Origin of the sequence: Phocaeicola barnesiae DSM 18169 = JCM 13652 (genome assembly GCF_000374585.1) — a bacterium.
In the GTDB taxonomy this organism is placed as follows: domain Bacteria; phylum Bacteroidota; class Bacteroidia; order Bacteroidales; family Bacteroidaceae; genus Phocaeicola; species Phocaeicola barnesiae.
In genome coordinates, this window is record NZ_KB894659.1 from 39,943 (window position 1) to 58,972 (window position 19,030).

The window sequence follows — 19,030 nt, forward strand, 5'->3', positions numbered from 1 at the left end:
GTTTTCAATAGGTATTTTTATAAGAAATGAGATTCCCTAACTTTTAATTTAATAATATGAAAATGAAAGTAGTTTTAAAGAAATCCAGCAAATTCCTGCTATTATGGGTGGTAGGAATGCTCATTGCTGTACAGACTTTCGCGCAAAGCCTGACAGTGCAAGGTGTGGTAAAAGACAACACGGGTGAAGCAGTCATCGGTGCCAATGTTGTAGTGAAAGGAACTACTAACGGTACCATCACAGACTTCGACGGTAACTTCCAGCTGCAAGCCCAAAAAGGCGATATCATCGTCGTCTCATTTATCGGCTACCAATCTCAAGAATTACCTGCAGCCGCTAATATGAATGTCATTCTGAAGGACGATTCAGAAATCTTGGATGAAGTGGTAGTCATCGGTTACGGTTCTGTAAAGAAAGACGATGCCACTGGTTCAGTAACAGCTATCAAGCCGGATGAATTGAGTAAAGGTATCACAACCAACGCCCAAGACATGTTGACTGGTAAAGTAGCCGGTGTGAGCGTAATTTCGAATGATGGTACCCCGGGTGGTGGTGCACAGATACGTATCCGTGGTGGTTCTTCTCTGAACGCATCAAACGACCCGTTGATTGTTATTGATGGATTGGCTATCGATAACGAAGGTATCAAAGGTATGTCTAACGGTCTGTCAATGGTTAACCCGGAAGATATTGAAACCTTCACTGTATTGAAAGACGCTTCTGCAACAGCCATCTACGGTTCACGTGCATCAAATGGTGTCATTATCATTACGACAAAGAAAGGTAAGAGCGGACAGGCTCCTAAAATAAGCTATAGCGGTTCCGTTTCTGTTTCTACAACACAGAAAAGATACGACGTATTGGACGGTGACGAATACCGTGCTTATGCACAACAGATTTTCGGCGACAATATGCCGGGTACACTGGGAACAGCCAATACAGACTGGCAGGACCAGATTTTCCGTACAGCGGTAAGTACCGACCACCACGTTTCTATCAACGGAGGATTCAAGAACTTACCGTACCGTGTTTCTTTAGGATACAGTAATAATAACGGTATTATCAAGACCTCTAACTTCCAACGTTTCACTGCTTCTGTGAACTTGGCACCTTCTTTCTTTGACGATCATCTGAAAGTAAATGTTAATGCCAAATACATGAATGGAAAGAACCGTTATGCAGATTCTGGTGCAGCTATCGGAGGAGCCTTGTCAATGGATCCAACCCGTCCCGTATACGGTGACAGCGATATCTTTGATGTATTTGGTGGCTTCTATCAGAACTATCAAGCGACTTCCGGATTCAGTGATCCGAACTGGAACTATACGTCCAATAAGAATACACCGCAGAACCCTTTAGCTGCTCTGGAACAAAAAGATGACCGTTCAAACAGCAACGACTTTGTAGGAAATATCGAAGTAGATTACAAATTCCACTTCTTACCAGACTTACGTTTGCATGCAAGTATCGGTGGTGAATATGCAGAAGGTGTACAGACAACCATTTATTCTCCTTATTCATTCTCAAACAACTATTACGGTGATACCAAACGTGATGTACAATATAAGTACAACCTGTCATACAATGTTTATGCCCAATACATTAAAAATATAAACGACCACATGATTGATATCATGGCCGGTGGTGAGGAACAACACTTCCATAACAATGGCTATTGGACTTCTCAGGGATGGGATAGCTATGCAAATACTGCATACAACATTAAGACTGCTGCCGAAAATGCTTATGCAACACGTAACACTTTGGTATCCTATTTCGGACGTCTGAACTACGCATGGAAAAACCGTTATTTATTTACCTTCACCATGCGTTGGGATGCTTCCTCACGTTTTGCAGAAGACAACCGCTGGGGTACTTTCCCATCATTGGCTTTAGGATGGAAACTGAAGGAAGAAAACTTCCTGAAGGATGTTGATTTCTTGTCTGATTTGAAACTCCGTTTAGGATGGGGTATCACTGGTCAGCAGGATGTTGATACTGACTTCGGCTATATGCCGCTGTATGTAACCAGCGATAACTCCGCATTGTATCCGTTTGGAGACACTTACTATTCAAGTACACGTCCAAGCGCCTACAATACTAAGTTAAAATGGGAACAGACTACGACCTACAATGCTGGATTCGATTTCGGCTTCCTAAATGGACGTATTGCCGGTAGCATTGATGGTTATTTACGTGACACAAACGATTTGTTGAACCAAGTAAAGATTCCGGTAGGAACAAACTTCAACGCACAGATGTTCCAAAACATCGGTTCTTTAAAGAACTATGGTGTAGAATTTTCAATCAATGCCAAACCAATCGTGACTAAGGATTTCATGTGGGATTTGACCTACAATTTCACTTGGAACCACAACGAAATTACAGAACTGACTGGTGGTAACGATGCCGACTATTATGTAGAGACTGGTAATTCCATTGCTGCAGGTAACAATACCAAGGTTCAGGCAAACAAGGTAGGATATCCGGCCAACTCATTCTATGTATATCAGCAGGTATACGATGAAAACGGTAAACCAATTGAAAATACCTATGTAGACCGCAATGGTGACGGTATCATCAACGCTTCTGATAAATACATGTACAAAAAACCGGCAGCTGACTTCTTGATGGGTCTTACCTCAAAAATGACCTACAAAGCTTGGGACTTCAGCTTCTCACTGCGAGCCAGTTTGAACAACTATGTCTACTATGACTTCCTGGTAGGAAAGGCAAACAGCAGTTCTTCCGGATTGTTCTCTAATACTGCTTTCTCAAATATTACACCGGAAAGTATCGAATTAGGTTTCGCTGGACAAGGAGAATACTATATGAGTGACTACTTCGTACGTAATGCTTCCTTCCTGCGTTGTGACAACATCACATTGGGATACTCGTTCAAAGACCTGTTGAAGTCATCTTCTTACAAAGGTATCGGTGGACGTATCTATGCTACTTGCCAGAACCCGTTCATCATTACGAAGTATCCGGGACTTGACCCAGAAGTACAGAGCGGTATCGATTCAAACCCGTATCCACGTGCTTTGACATTCCTGTTGGGTGTAAGCTTACAATTCTAATTCATGATAAAACAGAACAATATGAAAAAGAAATATCTTAAACATATATTTTCAGCCGCTTTCATCATGGCGACTGCATTGGGAAACGTATCTTGTATCAATGATCTTGATATCAGTTCCATCGACCCACAGACATCACCGGCTTTCGATCAGGCCAGTGCATTCGTGAAACAATATGCCATGTTAGGACTGACCGGCCAACAAGGACTGGCTGGTAAACCGGACCTGGACGGACAGGATGAAGGAGAATCCGGATTCTACCGTACAACCTTCAACTGTCAGGAACTTTCAACTGATGAGTGTGTATGGGTATGGCAAGACAATGTGGATATTCCACAGTTCACTGGAATGTCCTGGAACTCTTCCAGCCAACGTACAGAATGGGTTTATGTACGTTTGGGTTACGATGTCACTCAAATGAACTTCTTCCTCGACCAGATAGCTGAAATCAATGATACAGAAACCAACAGACAACGCTCTGAAGTACGTTTCTTGCGTGCTCTGCACTATTGGTATTTCCTGGATCTCTTCGGTAAAGCTCCTTTCAAGGAACATTTTGACACTGAAACTTTACCGGAAGAAAAAAGCGGAAAAGACTTGTATGACTTCATCCAGAAAGAGCTTGAAGAATCAGAAGCCGACATGTACGAACCGGGACAAGCTCCATTCGGACGTGCAGATAAAGCAGCCAACTGGTTACTCCGTGCCCGTCTGTATCTGAATGCCAAAGTATACACCGGCACAGCCGATTACGAAAACGCAAAGATTTATGCTGACAAAGTCATCAATTCCGGTTATTATGAACTGTGTGATGACTATAAGCTGATGTTCATGGCAGACAATGACCAGAACGCAAAAGCAATGAAAGAAATCATCCTTCCTATTCGTCAGGACGGTGTCAAGACAAGAAACTACGGAGGTTCAACCTATCTGATTTGCGGTACCCGTACCGGAGGTATGCCACACATGGGAACAACAAACGGTTGGTCATGTCTGATTGCGCGCAATGCATTGGTCAACAAGTTCTTCCCGAACGGCGATGTTCCGATGATTCCTGACAATGTAGAAGTTCCTACCCAGGAACAGTTTGCCAACGATGCTGAAATCGATGCTTGGGATGCACAGTACGGTGTACGCACCGAAGATATCATTGCAGCAGCAGGTGATGACAGAGCCATGTTCTATTCAGGAGCCGGAGGAGGAAAACGTACCATCGATCCGGACAAGATTTCAAACTTCCAGAGTGGATTGTCCATCGTAAAATGGCAGAACATCCGTTCCGATGGTGCAGCTACCAGCCACACCGAATATCCGGATACAGATATTCCTTTGTTCCGTCTGGCAGAAGCCTATCTGACACATGCGGAAGCATGCTTCCGCCTGAACGACAAGAATACTGCCCTGAAAGATATCCAGACCTTGCGCAGCAAACGTGGATGTACAGCCCAACCTTCTTTGGCAGACTTGACAGAAACTTATATCCTGGATGAATGGGCACGTGAGTTCTATCTGGAAGGACGTCGCCGCAGCGACCTTATCCGATTCGACAGCTTCACTACCAGCAAATATCTATGGGATTGGAAAGGTGGAGTCAAGAACGGACAGGCTGTAAGCGATATCTATAACGTATTCCCTATTCCGGAATCAGACATCAACAACAATCCTAACATGTCACAGAACGAGGGTTACTAATCACAAAAAAGAAAACAAGTATGAAACATCTGAATATAATGGCTTATTGCTTGACAGGCCTTTTTGCACTGACAGCCTGTGAAAGCGACAGAGATGATAATCCTACCATCAAACAGCCGACTACATTTCAACTGAATATTTCATCCAGCGAAGTATATGATCTGGAAGCCAATTCCACCATCCAGTGGGGATGTGTAGCACCCGATTACGGTTACAGTGCACCTCTAACCTACTCTATCCAAATCAACAAAGATGACAACTGGACAGAAGCAGAAGGTGATACTCCGGCATCATACAAGACACTGGAGACCACTTATACCTCAACAACATTCGATGTAAAGACAGAAGAACTGAACAGAAGTCTGATTCTTCTGAACGAATGGTACGATGAGGCTACTTTCCCATCAACAGCAGAAGTATACGTACGTGTACAGTCTACCTTAAGTACAACAGACGCCTACAAATGCTATTCTGAAACAATGAAAGTCAATGTGAAACCTTATTATACCAAGGTTTCAACAGAACCTGCCAAGCTGTATCTGGTAGGTAACCACCAGGATTGGGCAACCGACGGCACCGCTCCGGTCATCATTGCCAGCGATGAAGCCGGTACTACTTTCAGCGGTTATGCACAACTGAATACAGAATTCAAGTTCATGACAACTACCTCTTGGAATGACCCGAACTACGGCGGAGCAAACGGAACCTTGGAACAAGGTGGAGGTAACATAGCCGTGCCTAAACCAGGCTTCTATCAGGTAGACGTTAACCTGAGCAAAATGACGTATAAGCTTCAAGCCTGTACATGGGGTGTTGTAGGTGATGCTACTCCAGGCGGATGGGATTCAGACATCCAACTGACCTATAACGAAGAAAGTAAAGCATTGGAAGCTAAGGCGACCTTGAGCGGTGGAGAAATCAAGTTCCGCCAGGATGGTGCCTGGAGTATTTCGTTAGGAGGCAGTCTGGACGCACTGGTATTGAACGGAGGAAACATTGCTGTCAATGCCGGAACTTATACCATCAGACTGTATCTGTCAGATGGTGCTTATCATGCCGAACTTATTCCTGAAGAATAATTGTTTGACTTAAATCCATAAAGTTTGCATCAAGAGGGTATGCCGTTTTTTCGGCATATCCTCTTTTTTCATTTTCTGGATTGCATTTTTTAACACCCAAAAGAAGAAAAACTACTGAATCCCGACGTTTCTTTCAGAAAAACAAATCAATTTACTATGAAAAAGCAAATTCTTTTCAATTGTATCAGGAGTTGTTGGCTCATAGCCATACTTATACTACCGGCCTGTGGAAGCTATGTTCTGGAAGAAGAAGACGCGGAAGAAGAAAGTTCTTCCAAAGGGTATCAGATGAGTCTGCATGTCAGAAGCGGCGGCATATCACTCGAACAATACTATCCGCTGACCGTCTTACTTTTCAACGAGGAAGGTGAACTGGTAGAAAAAACTGAAATTACAGATACCGAGGAAACCTATTCAAAGATACTGGAAAAAGGAGAGTATACCCTAACCGCATTTTCAGGATTATCGGAAGAGTATTACATTCTCCCTGACCATCCGACAACCAATGATTATATAGAATTCAAGTCAGGGAATAACGCAGAAATTCCTTTATTATCCGGACAAAGCCGAATCTCCCTGACAGAAAACACCCAAGTCAACCTGTCCTTGTCATACGCCATGGCAGCACTCAATTTCAACTTACAGACAATCCCCGAGGATGCCGATGAAGTAGAAATCCAGGTTTCCCCTGTCAGTTCAGGCATGTCCTTCATCGGTAACTACAGCAATGACCAGCAATCCTATTCAATCGACTGCATTCAAACCGAAGAAGGATGGGAGACCGAAACATTCTATGTCTTCCCTTCAGAAAGTGACCGGACCAACTTGAGTATCACCATCAAGCGGCCTGACGGCAATGAGACCTATTCATATACCTATACAAACATGCTACAACCGTCACAGCCCTATCGATTCACCGGTACATTCCAAGACGGCATTTCCATGGGAAGCACTTTCGAAATAGAAGGATGGAAACCGGGCCTCGACATCAGTTTCAACCTCAATGAAGAGACAACAGAAGAAGAAGAGAACAACGATGATACAGAAACCATTCTCCGAGCTCCAGAACTGCCGATAGCCGAGAAAATCTGGGGATATTTCTATGTATGGAAGGTAGAGCCTGTATCAGAGACCGAAGTCATAGCGACCCTCATCAGCCCGGACCAATGGTATGTATTGGCAGCTGATGCACCAGGTATCATTGAAGAATATAGCATTGACCATTTGGACAACTGGCGTGTCTTTACGGCAGAAGAAGCCAAAGAATTTAAAAGCCAATACTTTGAGAAAACCGCTGAGTTGAATAAATACCTTGCAGACAATTACTTTGACCGCTTTTATACGAATGATGGCGCACGGTACTTGTGCGAAAACTACACCAAGACATTCAGCTTCAGCAACAATATAGTGAAAGAAGCAGGAGAAACCGTCAAATACTACCTCCGTGGTGTCAAGATTGTCCGTGTCAAGCTGGCGCAATGAGCTTGTACCCATCCATTGAAAAAGGGCTGCATGGCAACATCATTACTGCCATACAGCCCTTCCTCTATGTTTCCTTCTTTTCTAAATCAGGTGCTGGCTCTTCAACTCTTCTGCCACACTTTCCAGTTCCTTATACCAGTCCTCCCCAAATTTACGAATCAGCGGTTCCTTCAGAAACTTATAGACAGGTACATTCTCTTTCTGGCCCAACAGTACAGCCGCCTTACAGACATCCCAACGATGATAGCTTACTGATTTATAGGGGCCATAATCACCGATACGGATAGGATACAGATGACAGGAAACAGGCTTATAGAAATTACAGCGTCCTTCCCTGTAAGCTTTTTCGATGGCACAATAGCAATAACCTCTTTCATCGTAACAGGTAAAGACACAGTCTTTCCCGTTCACGATTGATGTAACCAAGTCACCATCCTGGTCGGTATACACCACACCCTGTTTATCTATCACCGCACGTGCTTCGGGCGACAGTTCATTCCAGATAACCGGAAGCACTTCCTCCAGTTTCTCTACTTCCTCCAGTTCCACCGGAGCACCTGCGTCGCCTTCTATACAGCATTCACCCTTACAGGCATCCAGGTTACACAGGAACTTCTCACGAAACACATCCAGACTGATGACCACATCATCTATTTGTACCATGCTCATAACTTCATTCTTTGAAAATAAAACCGACTGCAAAGATACGATTTTTCCCTCCATAAAAACACCCCGGCATTCGAATTAAAATTTCATCCGATTCATAAAGACATCGACAGGAGAAGATAATCCGCTAAAATCCAGGAATAAAAAAGAGGAACCCGCAGGCTCCTCTTCCTTATCATAAAAAAATCCTGTTCAGAGATTACTTGATCAAATCCTTACCTGTCATATCAGCCGGCTGAGGCATACCCAGGATGTGCAGGATAGAAGGAGCAACGTCTGCCAACACACCGTTTTCTACTTTTGCAGCCTTGTTCTCGGTTACATAAACAAACGGAACCGGATTCAGTGAGTGAGCAGTGTTCGGAGTACCGTCTTCGTTCAAAGCATGGTCAGCATTTCCGTGGTCGGCAATGATGATAACTTCATAACCGTTAGCTTTGGCAGCTTCAACAGTATCTTTCACACAGTTGTCGATAGCTACAACAGCCTTTTCGATAGCTTCGTAAATACCGGTATGACCAACCATATCGCCGTTGGCATAATTCACAACGATGAAGTCATATTTCTGAGTATTGATGGCTTCCACCAGTTTGTCCTTCACCTCGTAAGCGCTCATTTCCGGCTTCAAGTCGTAAGTTGCTACTTTCGGAGACGGAACCAGGATACGGTCTTCATTATCGTACGGAGTTTCACGACCACCGTTGAAGAAGAAGGTTACGTGTGCATATTTTTCTGTTTCTGCAATGTGCAACTGAGTCTTTCCGTTGTTGGCCAGGTATTCGCCCAGTGTATTCTGAACGTTTTCCTTGTCGAACAAGATGTGTACACCCTTGAACGAAGCATCGTACGGAGTCATACAGTAGTACTGCAAGCCCGGGATAGTCTTCATGCCTTCTTCCGGCATATCCTGCTGAGTCAGTACGATAGTCAACTCTTTAGCACGGTCATTACGGTAGTTGAAGAAGATAACAACATCGCCTTCCTTGATGGTACCGTCGAAGTTAGCGTTGACAATCGGTTTGATGAATTCGTCGGTTACACCTTCATCGTATGATTCCTGCATAGCCTGAACCATATCAGTAGCTTTCTTACCGATACCGCTCACCAACATATCGTAAGCTTCTTTCACACGGTTCCAGCGTTTGTCGCGGTCCATAGCGTAGAAACGTCCGATGATGGAAGCGATCTTACCGGCAGACTTTTCACAGTGTGCAGACAGCTGTTCGATGAAACCCTTACCGCTCTTCGGGTCGGTATCACGACCATCCATGAAACAGTGGATAAAAGTATTTTCCAGACCGTATTCTTTAGAGATGTCACACAGTTTGAACAGATGTTCCAAAGAAGAGTGTACACCACCGTTTGAAGTCAAGCCCATGAAGTGGATATTCTTTCCATGTTCTTTTGCATAAGAGAATGCTGAAACGATTTCCTTGTTCTGCAGGATGCTGCCATCAGCACAAGCACGGTTAATCTTCACCAAGTCCTGATAAACAATGCGTCCGGCACCGATATTCAGGTGACCTACTTCAGAGTTACCCATCTGACCGTCAGGCAAACCTACATTTTCGCCGCTTGCCTGCAGCTCTGAGTGCGGATAGTTAGCCAACAGACTGTCCCAATACGGAGTCGGGGTGTTAAAGATTACATCATCTTTCTGCTGGTCGCCACATCCCCAACCATCCAGAATCATTAAAAGCGCTTTCTTAGCCATAATTCTATGTTATTTAAAAAGTTGATAATTATTCGTTTTACATAAAGGCATACAAAAGTACAAAATATCCGTTGCATGGACGAAACTTTTTATGATTTTTAGTAGACACCGCCTACTCTTTTTGTCCGGATTTATAAAAAATCCCCCGGAAAAGCAGTACCTTTGCACCGGTTTGAAAAACCCTTAGGAACAAGAAGGTTTATTGCTTTATGAAACATTGTATACTTTACTTGACGGTTAGCCTGTTGGCCAACCTGTTTTTCAGCCTACCGGCTCAGGCTCAAGGACCTGACCGCCTCCCAGAACCGGCTATTCCGGAAGAAGAACTGGAGGGTTCGCCTTCCTTTCCGGTCATGAACGATATCGACAGCCTCCTCAGTCCCAATGTCCTGCGCTTCTGCGGACAGGAAGTCAACCTGGACCCGCTATACCGCCAACGGAAACTACGCCGCGAGCTGGCTTCTCTCTCACGCCATTCATCTACCCTGATGCAACGTGCCAACTATTTCTTTCCCATCATTGAGCCGATTCTGGAAAAGAACAACATTCCGGACGACTTCAAGTACCTGATGGTCATAGAAAGCGGACTGAATCCGGAAGCCCGTTCCCCGATGGGAGCTTTGGGACTCTGGCAGTTCATGAAAGGCACTGCCCAGGAATACGGCTTACGGGTAGACCGGAAAATCGACGAACGGCTGGATATCGAAAAATCCACCCAGGCTGCCTGCCGATACCTGCAGACCGCCTATAACAAGTTCAAGGACTGGGTAGCCGTCGCCCAATCCTATAACATCGGGCAAGGACGCATCGGTACGGAACTCGAACGTCAGCAGGTAGACGAATCCATCGACCTGCAACTGGTAGAAGAAACCAACCGCTACATCTACCGCATTCTGGCCTCTAAGATTATCTTTACCAATCCCAGCAACTTCGGTTTGAAGGAAAGTATGCTGTATTACAAGAAGATCCGAAGGAAATAAACAGCTCCCCCAAGATAACAACAAGAAATGAACAGCCTGTTAATAACTTTTCTGCTATTAACAGGCTGTTCATTTCTTCGGTTTATAATTCCTTACGGTTATTTGAAGTCAAGCGACAGCTGTCCGTCGCCCAACAAATTATAACTCATTCGGTGATAAGGAGTTGTTCCATATAACCGGATAGCTTCCCGATGTTTTTTAGTGGGATATCCCTTGTTACTATCCCAGTCGTACTGTGGATATTCTTCAGCCAGCCTGTTCATATAGTCATCCCGATAGGTCTTTGCCAACACCGAAGCGGCAGCAATGGCCATATACTTTCCATCCCCCTTTACGACCGTCGTATGAGGTACATCCTGGTACTTTTTGAACCGGTTACCGTCTATCAGCAAATGTTCAGGACGCAGTTTTAACTGATCGACCGCCCGATGCATTGCCAAAAATGAAGCATTCAGGATGTTGATGCGGTCAATCTCTTCGGGAGTCACTACACCTACTGCCCACGCCAACGCTTCCCGCTCGACAACCTCACGTAGTGCATAGCGCTGCTTCTCTGTCAGTTGCTTGGAATCATTCAGCAATTCGTTGCGGAAATCATGCGGCAGAATGACAGCCGCTGCATATACCGCTCCGGCCAGACATCCACGGCCAGCCTCATCACAGCCAGCTTCCACCAGATTTTCGTGCATATAGGGTAATAACATGCGTTCTCCTCTCCTTTAATTTTTGGGACTGCAAAGGTACGGCTTTCTCCTGGAAAGCGGATATATATTAATAAGGAGTTATGAAAAAGTTATCTACAGGGGCGGTTCATAAGGTAACGGGCAATGCTTTCAGGAGCCTCAGTGCAGACAAGCTCCGAACCTGCGAGTACATTTTATTTACATTTTACAAACATTTCATAAAACAGGGACCCGGAATCCCAATCCATAAAAGCCGACATCAACCTATCTGTGTCATAGTGAGAAGGTTATCAAAGATAGGTTCAAACGGGGATATGCTGTCCACAAGAATATATTAAACACTTATTAATCAAGAGTTTATATTCATTAAACCTTGTAGATTCGTACACAGTTTCTACAGTTTTTTGAGGAATAGTTACACACTTTCAAGATTTGGCATTTTCAATCATTTTTCGTCCATAGCTGAAAACCAGCCGATTATTTCCATCAAAAAAGTTTGGCATCGCATTTGGACTATAGTCAGTGTAACACTTGAATACTTAAAAACTCATAGATTAATGTCTAACCATTTAAATTAAAAGCAACATGAAAAAGTTATTTGTAGCAGTAGCACTTGTAATGGGAGTAGGAACTTCAGTAGCCTTCGCAGGAAACATGAGTACAAACGTATGTGCTGTAGCCAGCATCAACGAGTTCAAACCGGTTGACGTAAAAGACCTTCCTCAAGTCGTTCAAGAAGCCATCAAGAAAGATTATGCAGACCTTCTCGTAAAAGAAGCAGCTGTAGAAGAAGATGAAGAAGGCGGAAAGACTTATAAAGTTGTTTTGGTTAACCAGGACAATGAAGAGTCTACCGTATATTACAACGAAAACGGTGAAGAACTGAAGTAATCCGTTTCAGCCATTACCTGCAAGCCCGAAGGACAATGCTCAAATGTCCTTCGGGCTATTATGCTTTCAGCCTGCCGAACGAATCCGCTTTCATAATATGTACCTTTATCATCGGAATCGGAAAGGAAGTTATTTTCAGGAGAATTCGGGGAATTATACATCCTGCCCATGAAAGACGTACATTCTTCGGATGAAGACCGTACATCTCCCGAAAGAAGAACATAGAGTCCCGCTACGGAGGACATAAAAACTTACTTTATCCTTTCATCAAGCCCCTGAAGGCCTTTATTTCCTCCTCCTTGGTCTGTCTCTCGATTTATTATCCTATCTTTGTCCGGAAATCAGAAAAAACGACGGATATGTTTATTGTCATCGGAATCATGTTTGCCGGTATCGGTACCGGCTTTCTGTTACGTAACCGGAAACTTCCCGGACTTTCCCAACTGACCATGGTGCTCATCTGGTTACTGCTTTTTCTGCTGGGATTGGAAGTAGGACACAACGAAGCCTTGATACGTAACCTGCACGCCCTGGGGCTGGAAGCATTCGTGTTGGCCATAGCCGGAGTCCTGGGAAGCGTCATAGCCGCCCGCCTGTTATGGGTTTATCTCTACCGGAGGAAAGGAGCCAAGCGATGAAAGGGAGCCTGATTATCGTTTCGTTTTTTCTGCTGGGAACCCTTTGTGGCATCTCCGACCTGATACCGGAAAGCCTGACCTCCGGCCAACTGAGCTTCTATGCCCTCTGCGCACTGATGTTCAGTGTGGGAATCAGTATCGGACACTCACCGGACACGCTGAAAAGTTTCCGCGCCTTGAACCCACGTCTGGGCCTGCTACCGGTACTGACCATTGTAGGGACATTGGCCGGAGTAGCCGCCGCCTGGCTGGTATTACCCGGACGCAGCCTGACCGACTGCCTGGCCATCGGCTCCGGATTCGGCTATTATTCACTCTCCAGTATCTTCATCACCACGTATAAAGGAGCGGAACTGGGGACCGTTGCCCTTTTGTCCAACATCTTCCGGGAACTGATTACTCTTATCGGAGCGCCACTGCTGGTACGCTGGTTCGGCAGCCTTGCCCCGATTTCCGCCGGCGGAGCTACTACCATGGATACGACTCTCCCCATCATTACCCGTTACTCGGGACATGAGTTTGTCATCGTCTCGCTGTTTCATGGCTTTGTCGTGGATTTCAGCGTACCGTTTCTGGTGACATTCTTCTGTTCACTCGGATAAAAAAATCCCGGCTCCACAATCAGGGAACCGGGATTCTTTGATAAGATAAAACGTCGTTTAGGCAAACATCCGGCTTACCCGGCTGACACCCGCTACCAACGTATCGATTTCTTCTTTCGTCGTATACAGTCCGAACGAGGCACGTACCGTTCCTTCGATGCCCAAACGATGCATCAACGGCTCGGCACAATGATGTCCGGTACGCACGGCAATACCCAGACGATCCAGCAACGTTCCCATATCGAAATGGTGAATGTTGCCTACCAGGAAGGAGATTACCCCACCTTTATGTTCAGCCTCTCCGAAAATACGCATCTCCGGAATTTCTTTCAGCCGCTGCATGGCGTACACAGTCAACTCATGTTCATGAGCCGCAATGTTCTCCATACCGATAGCAGACACATAGTCCAAAGCCTTTGCCAAAGCTGTAGTCCCGATATAATCAGGAGTACCGGCTTCGAACTTGAACGGCAGCTCATTGAAAGTAGTCTTCTCGAAACTGACGTTCTGAATCATCTCTCCTCCCCCCTGATACGGAGGCAGTTTGTCCAACCATGCTTCCTTTCCGTACAATACACCCACTCCCGTAGGACCATACACCTTGTGACCGCTGAAAACATAAAAATCGGCATCCAGGTCCTGAACGTCCACTTTCATGTGAGGGATTCCCTGTGCCCCATCTATCAGAATAGGCACGTTGTGGGCATGCGCCATCTCAATCATCTTCTTCACCGGATTGATGGTACCCAGTACATTCGATACATGAGTGACCGAAACCAGTCTGGTGCGTGGCGAGAACAGTTTCTCGTATTCGTCGAGCAAGAGTTCACCTTTATCGTTCATCGGAATCACTTTCAGCACAATCCCTTTACGGGCGGCCTGAAGCTGCCAGGAAACGATGTTGCTATGGTGTTCCATGACAGAAACTATCACCTCGTCGCCTTCCTTCATCTGACTGTCTGCAAATGTTGCGGCCACCAGGTTGATACTTTCGGTAGTTCCGCGCGTAAAGACAATTTCGGAAGTACTGCGTGCGTTGATGAAACGACGGACAGTTTCACGCGAAGCCTCATGCAGGTTGGTAGCCTGCTGCGAAAGGAAATGTACACCCCGGTGTACATTCGCATTCACTGAATAATATTCATCCACCATCGCATCCACTACGCAACGCGGCTTCTGAGTGGTAGCTCCATTATCCAGGTAAATCAACGGCTTGTCATACACGGTCCGTGACAGTATCGGGAAATCTTCCCGTATTTTCTGTATATCGTACATAATCCTTCCTTCTTTTCTACAAAACAAATTACTTACAAATCGCACATCCCTGACACTTGTTCAATTCGCCACGGAAACGTTTCTCTACCAGCAGATGCAGACGGTCTTTCAACGCGTCCATCCGGATGTGGTCGATAACTTCGTTCACGAAAGCGAACATCAGAAGCAGACGAGCTTCCTTCAGGCTGATACCACGCTGCTGCATATAGAACAAGGCCCCTTCGTCCAACTGGCCTACTGTCGCTCCATGCGAACATTTCACATCGTCCGCATAGATTTCCAGCTGAGGCTGGGTATACATGCGTGCCTCGCGGGTAGCACAGATGTTCCGGTTGGTCTGCTGAGAAGAAGTACGCTGAGCCCCTTCACGCACCAGAACCTTTCCGGCAAAAGCGCCGACCGCCTGGTCATCGAGCACATACTTGAACAGCTCGTTGCTGGTACAGTCGGATGCCTTGTGGTCAATGAATGTACTGTTGTCCACCTGTTCGTTCTTGTCGGCAATAGCCATTCCGCACAAGTTTACTTCTGCGCCCGGTCCTGCCAACGTCACATCTGCCGAATTGCAGGTAGTACCGTTGTGCAGCGTCATACCATTCAATAGGACATTGCTGCCGGCCTCCTGGTTCACATACAGCTTACTGAAACGTACCGTACTGTTGTGTGTCTCTTCCAATTCATAAAGGTCGAATACAGCATTCTCGCCTACATAAGCTTCAATCACCTGAGTAGACAGGAAGTTTACATCGTCCATGGCATGGTCGCAGATTAACAGACGGGCCTGTGCACCGCTTTCTACGATAATCAGGATACGGCGGTTCACCAGGAAATTCACATCGGCACGCAGGATATTGACCAGCTGAATCGGTTTTTCCAGTACCATATTCTTGGGGATGTACATCAGTACCCCGTCCTGCGCAAACATGGTATTGAAAGCGACCACTCCGTCTTTCGAAGTATCGGCCAGCTTGCCGTAGTACTTCTTCACCAGTTCCGGATGAGTTTCCGCTACCTCCTTCAGACTGCCGAAAATCACTCCTTTCGGCAATTGGGCCGTAGGATGGTCGTGCTTGTCGAACGCATCATTGACCACGAAATACAGTGATGTACTCATATTCGGAACATCACATTTGAATACTTCATACGGATTCACCGGAATCTGCAGTCTGTTCAGATTCAACCCGTAATCTGGAGCAAAATACTTGCTCACCTCCGTATATCTGTACCTTTCCTGCTTACGGGTCGGAAATCCCAGCGCTTCGAAATCGGCAAAAGCTTTAGCACGGGGTGCATTCAACGCTTCTGCGCTATGCTGGCAAATCATCGCCTCATACTGCGTAAAAAGGTCTATATATTGCTGTTCTGCTTTCATGCTTATTCTCCTAGTTCTTTCTTAATCCAGTCGTAACCCTTTTCTTCCAGTTCGAGTGCCAGTTCCGGACCCGCTGTCTTAACAATGCGTCCTTTATACAATACGTGTACAATGTCCGGTTTGATATAATCCAACAAACGCTGGTAATGTGTAATCACAATACAACTGGTTTCCGGAGTCTTCAGCTTGTTCACACCTTCGGCCACGATACGCAAAGCATCGATATCCAGTCCGGAGTCTGTTTCATCCAGGATACTCAGTTTCGGTTCCAGCATAGCCATCTGGAAAATCTCGTTGCGTTTCTTTTCACCTCCCGAGAAGCCTTCGTTCACAGAACGGTTGGCCAGCTTGCTGTCCAGTTCCACGATTTCCCGTTTCTGGCGCATCAGCTTGAGGAATTCACTGGCAGTCAATGCCGGAAGTCCTTTGTACTTACGCTGTTCATTGACAGCCGCACGCATGAAATTCACCATACTTACCCCCGGAATCTCTACTGGATACTGGAAAGAAAGGAACAGTCCTTCGTGACTGCGGTCTTCCGGGCTCAAAGCCAGCAAGTCCTTACCATCGAATGTCACAGAACCTTTTGTCACTTCATAAGCCGGATGACCGACCAGTACGTTACTCAACGTACTTTTACCGGAACCGTTCGGTCCCATGATGGCATGTACCTCACCTGACTTGACTGTCAGATTAATGCCTTTCAATATCTCTTTGCCGTTGATGTTGGCATGTAAATCCTTTATTTCTAACATAGTTCTTTTTCCGTTAATCGTTGATGTAATCAAATACGCTTATCCCACACTTCCTTCCAGAGAGATAGACAACAGTTTCTGGGCTTCCACAGCAAACTCCATCGGCAGCTTGTTGATGACTTCCTTGGCATACCCGTTCACAATCAAGCCGATGGCATCTTCCGTATTGATACCACGCTGGTTGCAATAGAACAACTGGTCTTCCGAAATCTTAGAGGTAGTAGCCTCATGTTCCACCACTGCCGTCTCGTTGTGGATATCCATATACGGGAAGGTATGGGCCCCACACTGGCTTCCCAACAGCAAGGAATCGCACTGGCTGTAGTTACGGGCATTCTCGGCACGTTCGGCCACCCGCACCAGTCCCCGGTAGGAATTCTGGCTCTTTCCGGCACTGATACCTTTACTTACAATGGTAGAACGAGTGTTTTTACCCAGATGAATCATCTTCGTACCCGTATCAGCCTGCTGATAATTATTGGTCACGGCTACTGAATAAAATTCTGCCACCGCATTGTCGCCGGTCAGGATACAACTGGGATATTTCCAGGTAATGGCCGAACCGGTTTCCACCTGAGTCCATGACAGTTTACTGTCTACACCCTTACAGTTACCGCGTTTCGTCACGAAGTTATAGACACCTCCCTTACCTTCGGCATCGCCCGGATACCAGTTCTGTACAGTAGAATACTTCACCTCGGCCCGGTCGAGCACCACAATCTCTACGATGGCGGCATGCAACTGGTTTTCATCACGCATCGGGGCTGTACATCCTTCCAGATAAGACACATAGCTGTCATCATCGGCAATAATCAATGTACGCTCGAACTGTCCGGTATTCGCTGCATTGATACGGAAATACGTTGACAGTTCCATCGGACAACGGACACCTTTCGGGATATAGACGAACGAACCGTCACTGAATACAGCCGAGTTCAAGGCTGCAAAAAAGTTATCACGGTAACCCACTACGGAGCCCAGGTATTTCTTTACCAGGTCCGGGTGTTCACGTACCGCCTCGCTGATAGAACAGAAGATGATACCTTTCTCCATCAAGGTTTCCTTGAAAGTCGTCTTGACCGATACCGAGTCCATGACGGCGTCTACCGCCATCCCGCTCAGTGCCATCTGCTCTTCCAACGGAATTCCTAATTTATTGAATGTCTTGATCAGTTCAGGGTCTACCTCATCCATGCTCTTCGGGCCTTCCTTCTTCTTGGTCGGATCGGCATAATAAGAGATAGCCTGGTAATCGATTTCAGGGATGGTGAGGTGTGCCCAGGTAGGCATTTCCAACGTCAACCAGTAGCGATAAGCCTTCAGACGGAAGTCCAGCAACCATTCCGGTTCTCCTTTCTTCTCCGAAATGAGCCGTACCACATCTTCGTTCAATCCCTTTTCGATAATATCTGTATGAACATCCGTAGTGAAGCCATATTTATACTTCTCCTGAGTCAGTTCCTTCACATATTTATTGGGTTCTAGCTGCATATCTATTTTAAGTTAATAACTGAATTATCTATATCTAATCACTTGAATATTTTTCAGAGTAAATCCATATCATTGTAAGTAGGAGCATCCATCAGCTGTTCGGCTACCGACTTGAAGGCCGGATAGAACACGCTCGAGAAACGTTCCATCGGATAATACAACACAGATTCCTGCTTGGTGGTTGACTGCATCAGTGTATTATCCGCATCGATGAACTGAATCAGACGGATAGCCATGCTTACCAGCAAAGCATATTTGATAAGCCCCACTCCGGAGCCCAACCACCGGTTGATACATCCCAGACTGATGACATTCAATACCTTTGTAAGCAGAGAGGCCGCGATGGACAATCCCAAGGGAACAATGATACCAATCAGGATAAAGGCCAGAATCTGACCCACCGTCACAGAGGTACCGATTTCAGTAGCCAACCGCTCTCCCACTACGCCGAACAAAGCACGGGCCACCAACAGACCGGCAATCAATCCTACGATGGAAATAACCTGAGAGACAAATCCTTTCATAAATCCCTGGACAGCTCCCAATCCCAATACGATGACAATTATCCAATCGAGTGTAGTCATTTGTTTCGTTCGTTCATAAAGAATAGACGCAGACCACACAGACTAC

16 protein-coding genes are annotated in these 19,030 nt (G+C 45.8%); 8 read left to right on the forward strand and 8 right to left on the reverse strand.

The genetic code is table 11. The features are described from left to right. The first annotated feature begins 62 nt into the window (after positions 1-62). From C510_RS0114045 to C510_RS0114060, 4 genes are all read left to right on the forward strand, one after another. Positions 63-3,080 (forward strand): SusC/RagA family TonB-linked outer membrane protein, encoded by a 3,018-nt coding sequence (locus C510_RS0114045; protein ID WP_025892254.1) that lies wholly within the window; start codon positions 63-65, stop codon positions 3,078-3,080. A gap of 21 nt (positions 3,081-3,101) precedes the next feature. Continuing rightward, the gene (gene susD, locus C510_RS0114050) at positions 3,102-4,772 is read left to right on the forward strand and encodes a starch-binding outer membrane lipoprotein SusD (protein ID WP_018711913.1); all 1,671 of its coding nucleotides are present in this window, start codon (positions 3,102-3,104) and stop codon (positions 4,770-4,772) included. Between the two features lie 20 nt (positions 4,773-4,792). Then, positions 4,793-5,851, forward strand: coding sequence for a SusF/SusE family carbohydrate-binding protein (locus C510_RS16945; protein WP_018711914.1), 1,059 nt, complete (start codon positions 4,793-4,795; stop codon positions 5,849-5,851). Between the two features lie 156 nt (positions 5,852-6,007). After that, a complete protein-coding gene (locus tag C510_RS0114060) occupies positions 6,008-7,333 on the forward strand; it encodes a FimB/Mfa2 family fimbrial subunit (protein WP_018711915.1) in 1,326 nt (441 codons plus the stop codon). 81 nt (positions 7,334-7,414) lie between these two features. Here the strand turns inward: C510_RS0114060 and C510_RS0114065 are convergent, their stop codons facing one another. After that, positions 7,415-7,996, reverse strand: coding sequence for a DUF3109 family protein (locus C510_RS0114065; RefSeq protein ID WP_025892252.1), 582 nt, complete (start codon positions 7,994-7,996; stop codon positions 7,415-7,417). Positions 7,997-8,198: 202 nt separating this feature from the next. Continuing rightward, positions 8,199-9,713, reverse strand: coding sequence for a 2,3-bisphosphoglycerate-independent phosphoglycerate mutase (gpmI, locus tag C510_RS0114070; RefSeq protein WP_025892251.1), 1,515 nt, complete (start codon positions 9,711-9,713; stop codon positions 8,199-8,201). Positions 9,714-9,922: 209 nt separating this feature from the next. Here gpmI and C510_RS0114075 point away from each other — a divergent pair, with 209 nt between their 5' ends. Continuing rightward, positions 9,923-10,693 carry a lytic transglycosylase domain-containing protein gene (locus tag C510_RS0114075; RefSeq protein WP_018711918.1) on the forward strand — a complete coding sequence of 257 codons (771 nt, stop codon included), beginning with the start codon at positions 9,923-9,925 and terminating at the stop codon, positions 10,691-10,693. 98 nt (positions 10,694-10,791) lie between these two features. Here C510_RS0114075 and C510_RS0114080 read toward each other — a convergent pair whose 3' ends face one another. Next, positions 10,792-11,397, reverse strand: coding sequence for a ribonuclease HII (locus tag C510_RS0114080; protein ID WP_022339130.1), 606 nt, complete (start codon positions 11,395-11,397; stop codon positions 10,792-10,794). A 564-nt stretch (positions 11,398-11,961) separates the two neighbouring features. Here C510_RS0114080 and C510_RS0114085 point away from each other — a divergent pair. From C510_RS0114085 to C510_RS0114100, 3 genes are all read left to right on the forward strand, one after another. Next, positions 11,962-12,267 carry a hypothetical protein gene (locus tag C510_RS0114085; RefSeq protein ID WP_025892250.1) on the forward strand — a complete coding sequence of 102 codons (306 nt, stop codon included), beginning with the start codon at positions 11,962-11,964 and terminating at the stop codon, positions 12,265-12,267. A gap of 359 nt (positions 12,268-12,626) precedes the next feature. Then, positions 12,627-12,905, forward strand: a complete 279-nt coding sequence (locus C510_RS0114095) for a LysO family transporter (RefSeq protein WP_018711922.1) — start codon at positions 12,627-12,629, stop codon at positions 12,903-12,905. Further along, complete coding sequence (locus tag C510_RS0114100) at positions 12,902-13,507, forward strand: LysO family transporter (protein ID WP_018711923.1); 606 nt, start codon at positions 12,902-12,904, stop codon at positions 13,505-13,507. The genes C510_RS0114095 and C510_RS0114100 overlap by 4 nt, the downstream gene beginning before the upstream one ends. 57 nt (positions 13,508-13,564) lie before the next feature. On the opposite strand, the gene C510_RS0114105 is transcribed toward C510_RS0114100, so the two are convergent. The 5 genes from C510_RS0114105 to C510_RS0114125 are packed head-to-tail and all read right to left on the reverse strand — an operon-like array spanning position 13,565 to position 18,984. Beyond that, positions 13,565-14,782, reverse strand: coding sequence for an aminotransferase class V-fold PLP-dependent enzyme (locus tag C510_RS0114105; RefSeq protein ID WP_018711924.1), 1,218 nt, complete (start codon positions 14,780-14,782; stop codon positions 13,565-13,567). Between the two features lie 28 nt (positions 14,783-14,810). After that, complete coding sequence (gene sufD / locus C510_RS0114110) at positions 14,811-16,154, reverse strand: Fe-S cluster assembly protein SufD (RefSeq protein ID WP_018711925.1); 1,344 nt, start codon at positions 16,152-16,154, stop codon at positions 14,811-14,813. Between the two features lie 2 nt (positions 16,155-16,156). Continuing rightward, positions 16,157-16,909: a Fe-S cluster assembly ATPase SufC gene (sufC, locus tag C510_RS0114115; protein WP_018711926.1), complete on the reverse strand. Its 753-nt coding sequence runs from the start codon at positions 16,907-16,909 to the stop codon at positions 16,157-16,159. A 39-nt stretch (positions 16,910-16,948) separates the two neighbouring features. Then, positions 16,949-18,400, reverse strand: a complete 1,452-nt coding sequence (sufB, locus tag C510_RS0114120; protein WP_018711927.1) for a Fe-S cluster assembly protein SufB — start codon at positions 18,398-18,400, stop codon at positions 16,949-16,951. A gap of 53 nt (positions 18,401-18,453) precedes the next feature. After that, on the reverse strand, positions 18,454-18,984 hold the full coding sequence (locus C510_RS0114125) for a CvpA family protein (protein WP_018711928.1): 531 nt from the start codon (positions 18,982-18,984) through the stop codon (positions 18,454-18,456). Positions 18,985-19,030: the final 46 nt, after the last annotated feature.

Coding starts and splice junctions, on each gene's coding strand:
- sufD (WP_018711925.1), bottom strand. CDS start 16,154: ATGAAAGCAGAACAGCAATATATAGACCTTTTTACGCAGTATGAGGCG.
- C510_RS0114095 (WP_018711922.1), top strand. CDS start 12,627: ATGTTTATTGTCATCGGAATCATGTTTGCCGGTATCGGTACCGGCTTT.
- C510_RS0114065 (WP_025892252.1), bottom strand. CDS start 7,996: ATGGTACAAATAGATGATGTGGTCATCAGTCTGGATGTGTTTCGTGAG.
- susD (WP_018711913.1), top strand. CDS start 3,102: ATGAAAAAGAAATATCTTAAACATATATTTTCAGCCGCTTTCATCATG.
- C510_RS0114060 (WP_018711915.1), top strand. CDS start 6,008: ATGAAAAAGCAAATTCTTTTCAATTGTATCAGGAGTTGTTGGCTCATA.
- sufC (WP_018711926.1), bottom strand. CDS start 16,909: ATGTTAGAAATAAAGGATTTACATGCCAACATCAACGGCAAAGAGATA.
- C510_RS0114085 (WP_025892250.1), top strand. CDS start 11,962: ATGAAAAAGTTATTTGTAGCAGTAGCACTTGTAATGGGAGTAGGAACT.
- C510_RS0114075 (WP_018711918.1), top strand. CDS start 9,923: ATGAAACATTGTATACTTTACTTGACGGTTAGCCTGTTGGCCAACCTG.
- gpmI (WP_025892251.1), bottom strand. CDS start 9,713: ATGGCTAAGAAAGCGCTTTTAATGATTCTGGATGGTTGGGGATGTGGC.
- sufB (WP_018711927.1), bottom strand. CDS start 18,400: ATGCAGCTAGAACCCAATAAATATGTGAAGGAACTGACTCAGGAGAAG.
- C510_RS0114100 (WP_018711923.1), top strand. CDS start 12,902: ATGAAAGGGAGCCTGATTATCGTTTCGTTTTTTCTGCTGGGAACCCTT.
- C510_RS0114125 (WP_018711928.1), bottom strand. CDS start 18,984: ATGACTACACTCGATTGGATAATTGTCATCGTATTGGGATTGGGAGCT.
- C510_RS0114080 (WP_022339130.1), bottom strand. CDS start 11,397: ATGTTATTACCCTATATGCACGAAAATCTGGTGGAAGCTGGCTGTGAT.
- C510_RS16945 (WP_018711914.1), top strand. CDS start 4,793: ATGAAACATCTGAATATAATGGCTTATTGCTTGACAGGCCTTTTTGCA.
- C510_RS0114045 (WP_025892254.1), top strand. CDS start 63: ATGAAAGTAGTTTTAAAGAAATCCAGCAAATTCCTGCTATTATGGGTG.
- C510_RS0114105 (WP_018711924.1), bottom strand. CDS start 14,782: ATGTACGATATACAGAAAATACGGGAAGATTTCCCGATACTGTCACGG.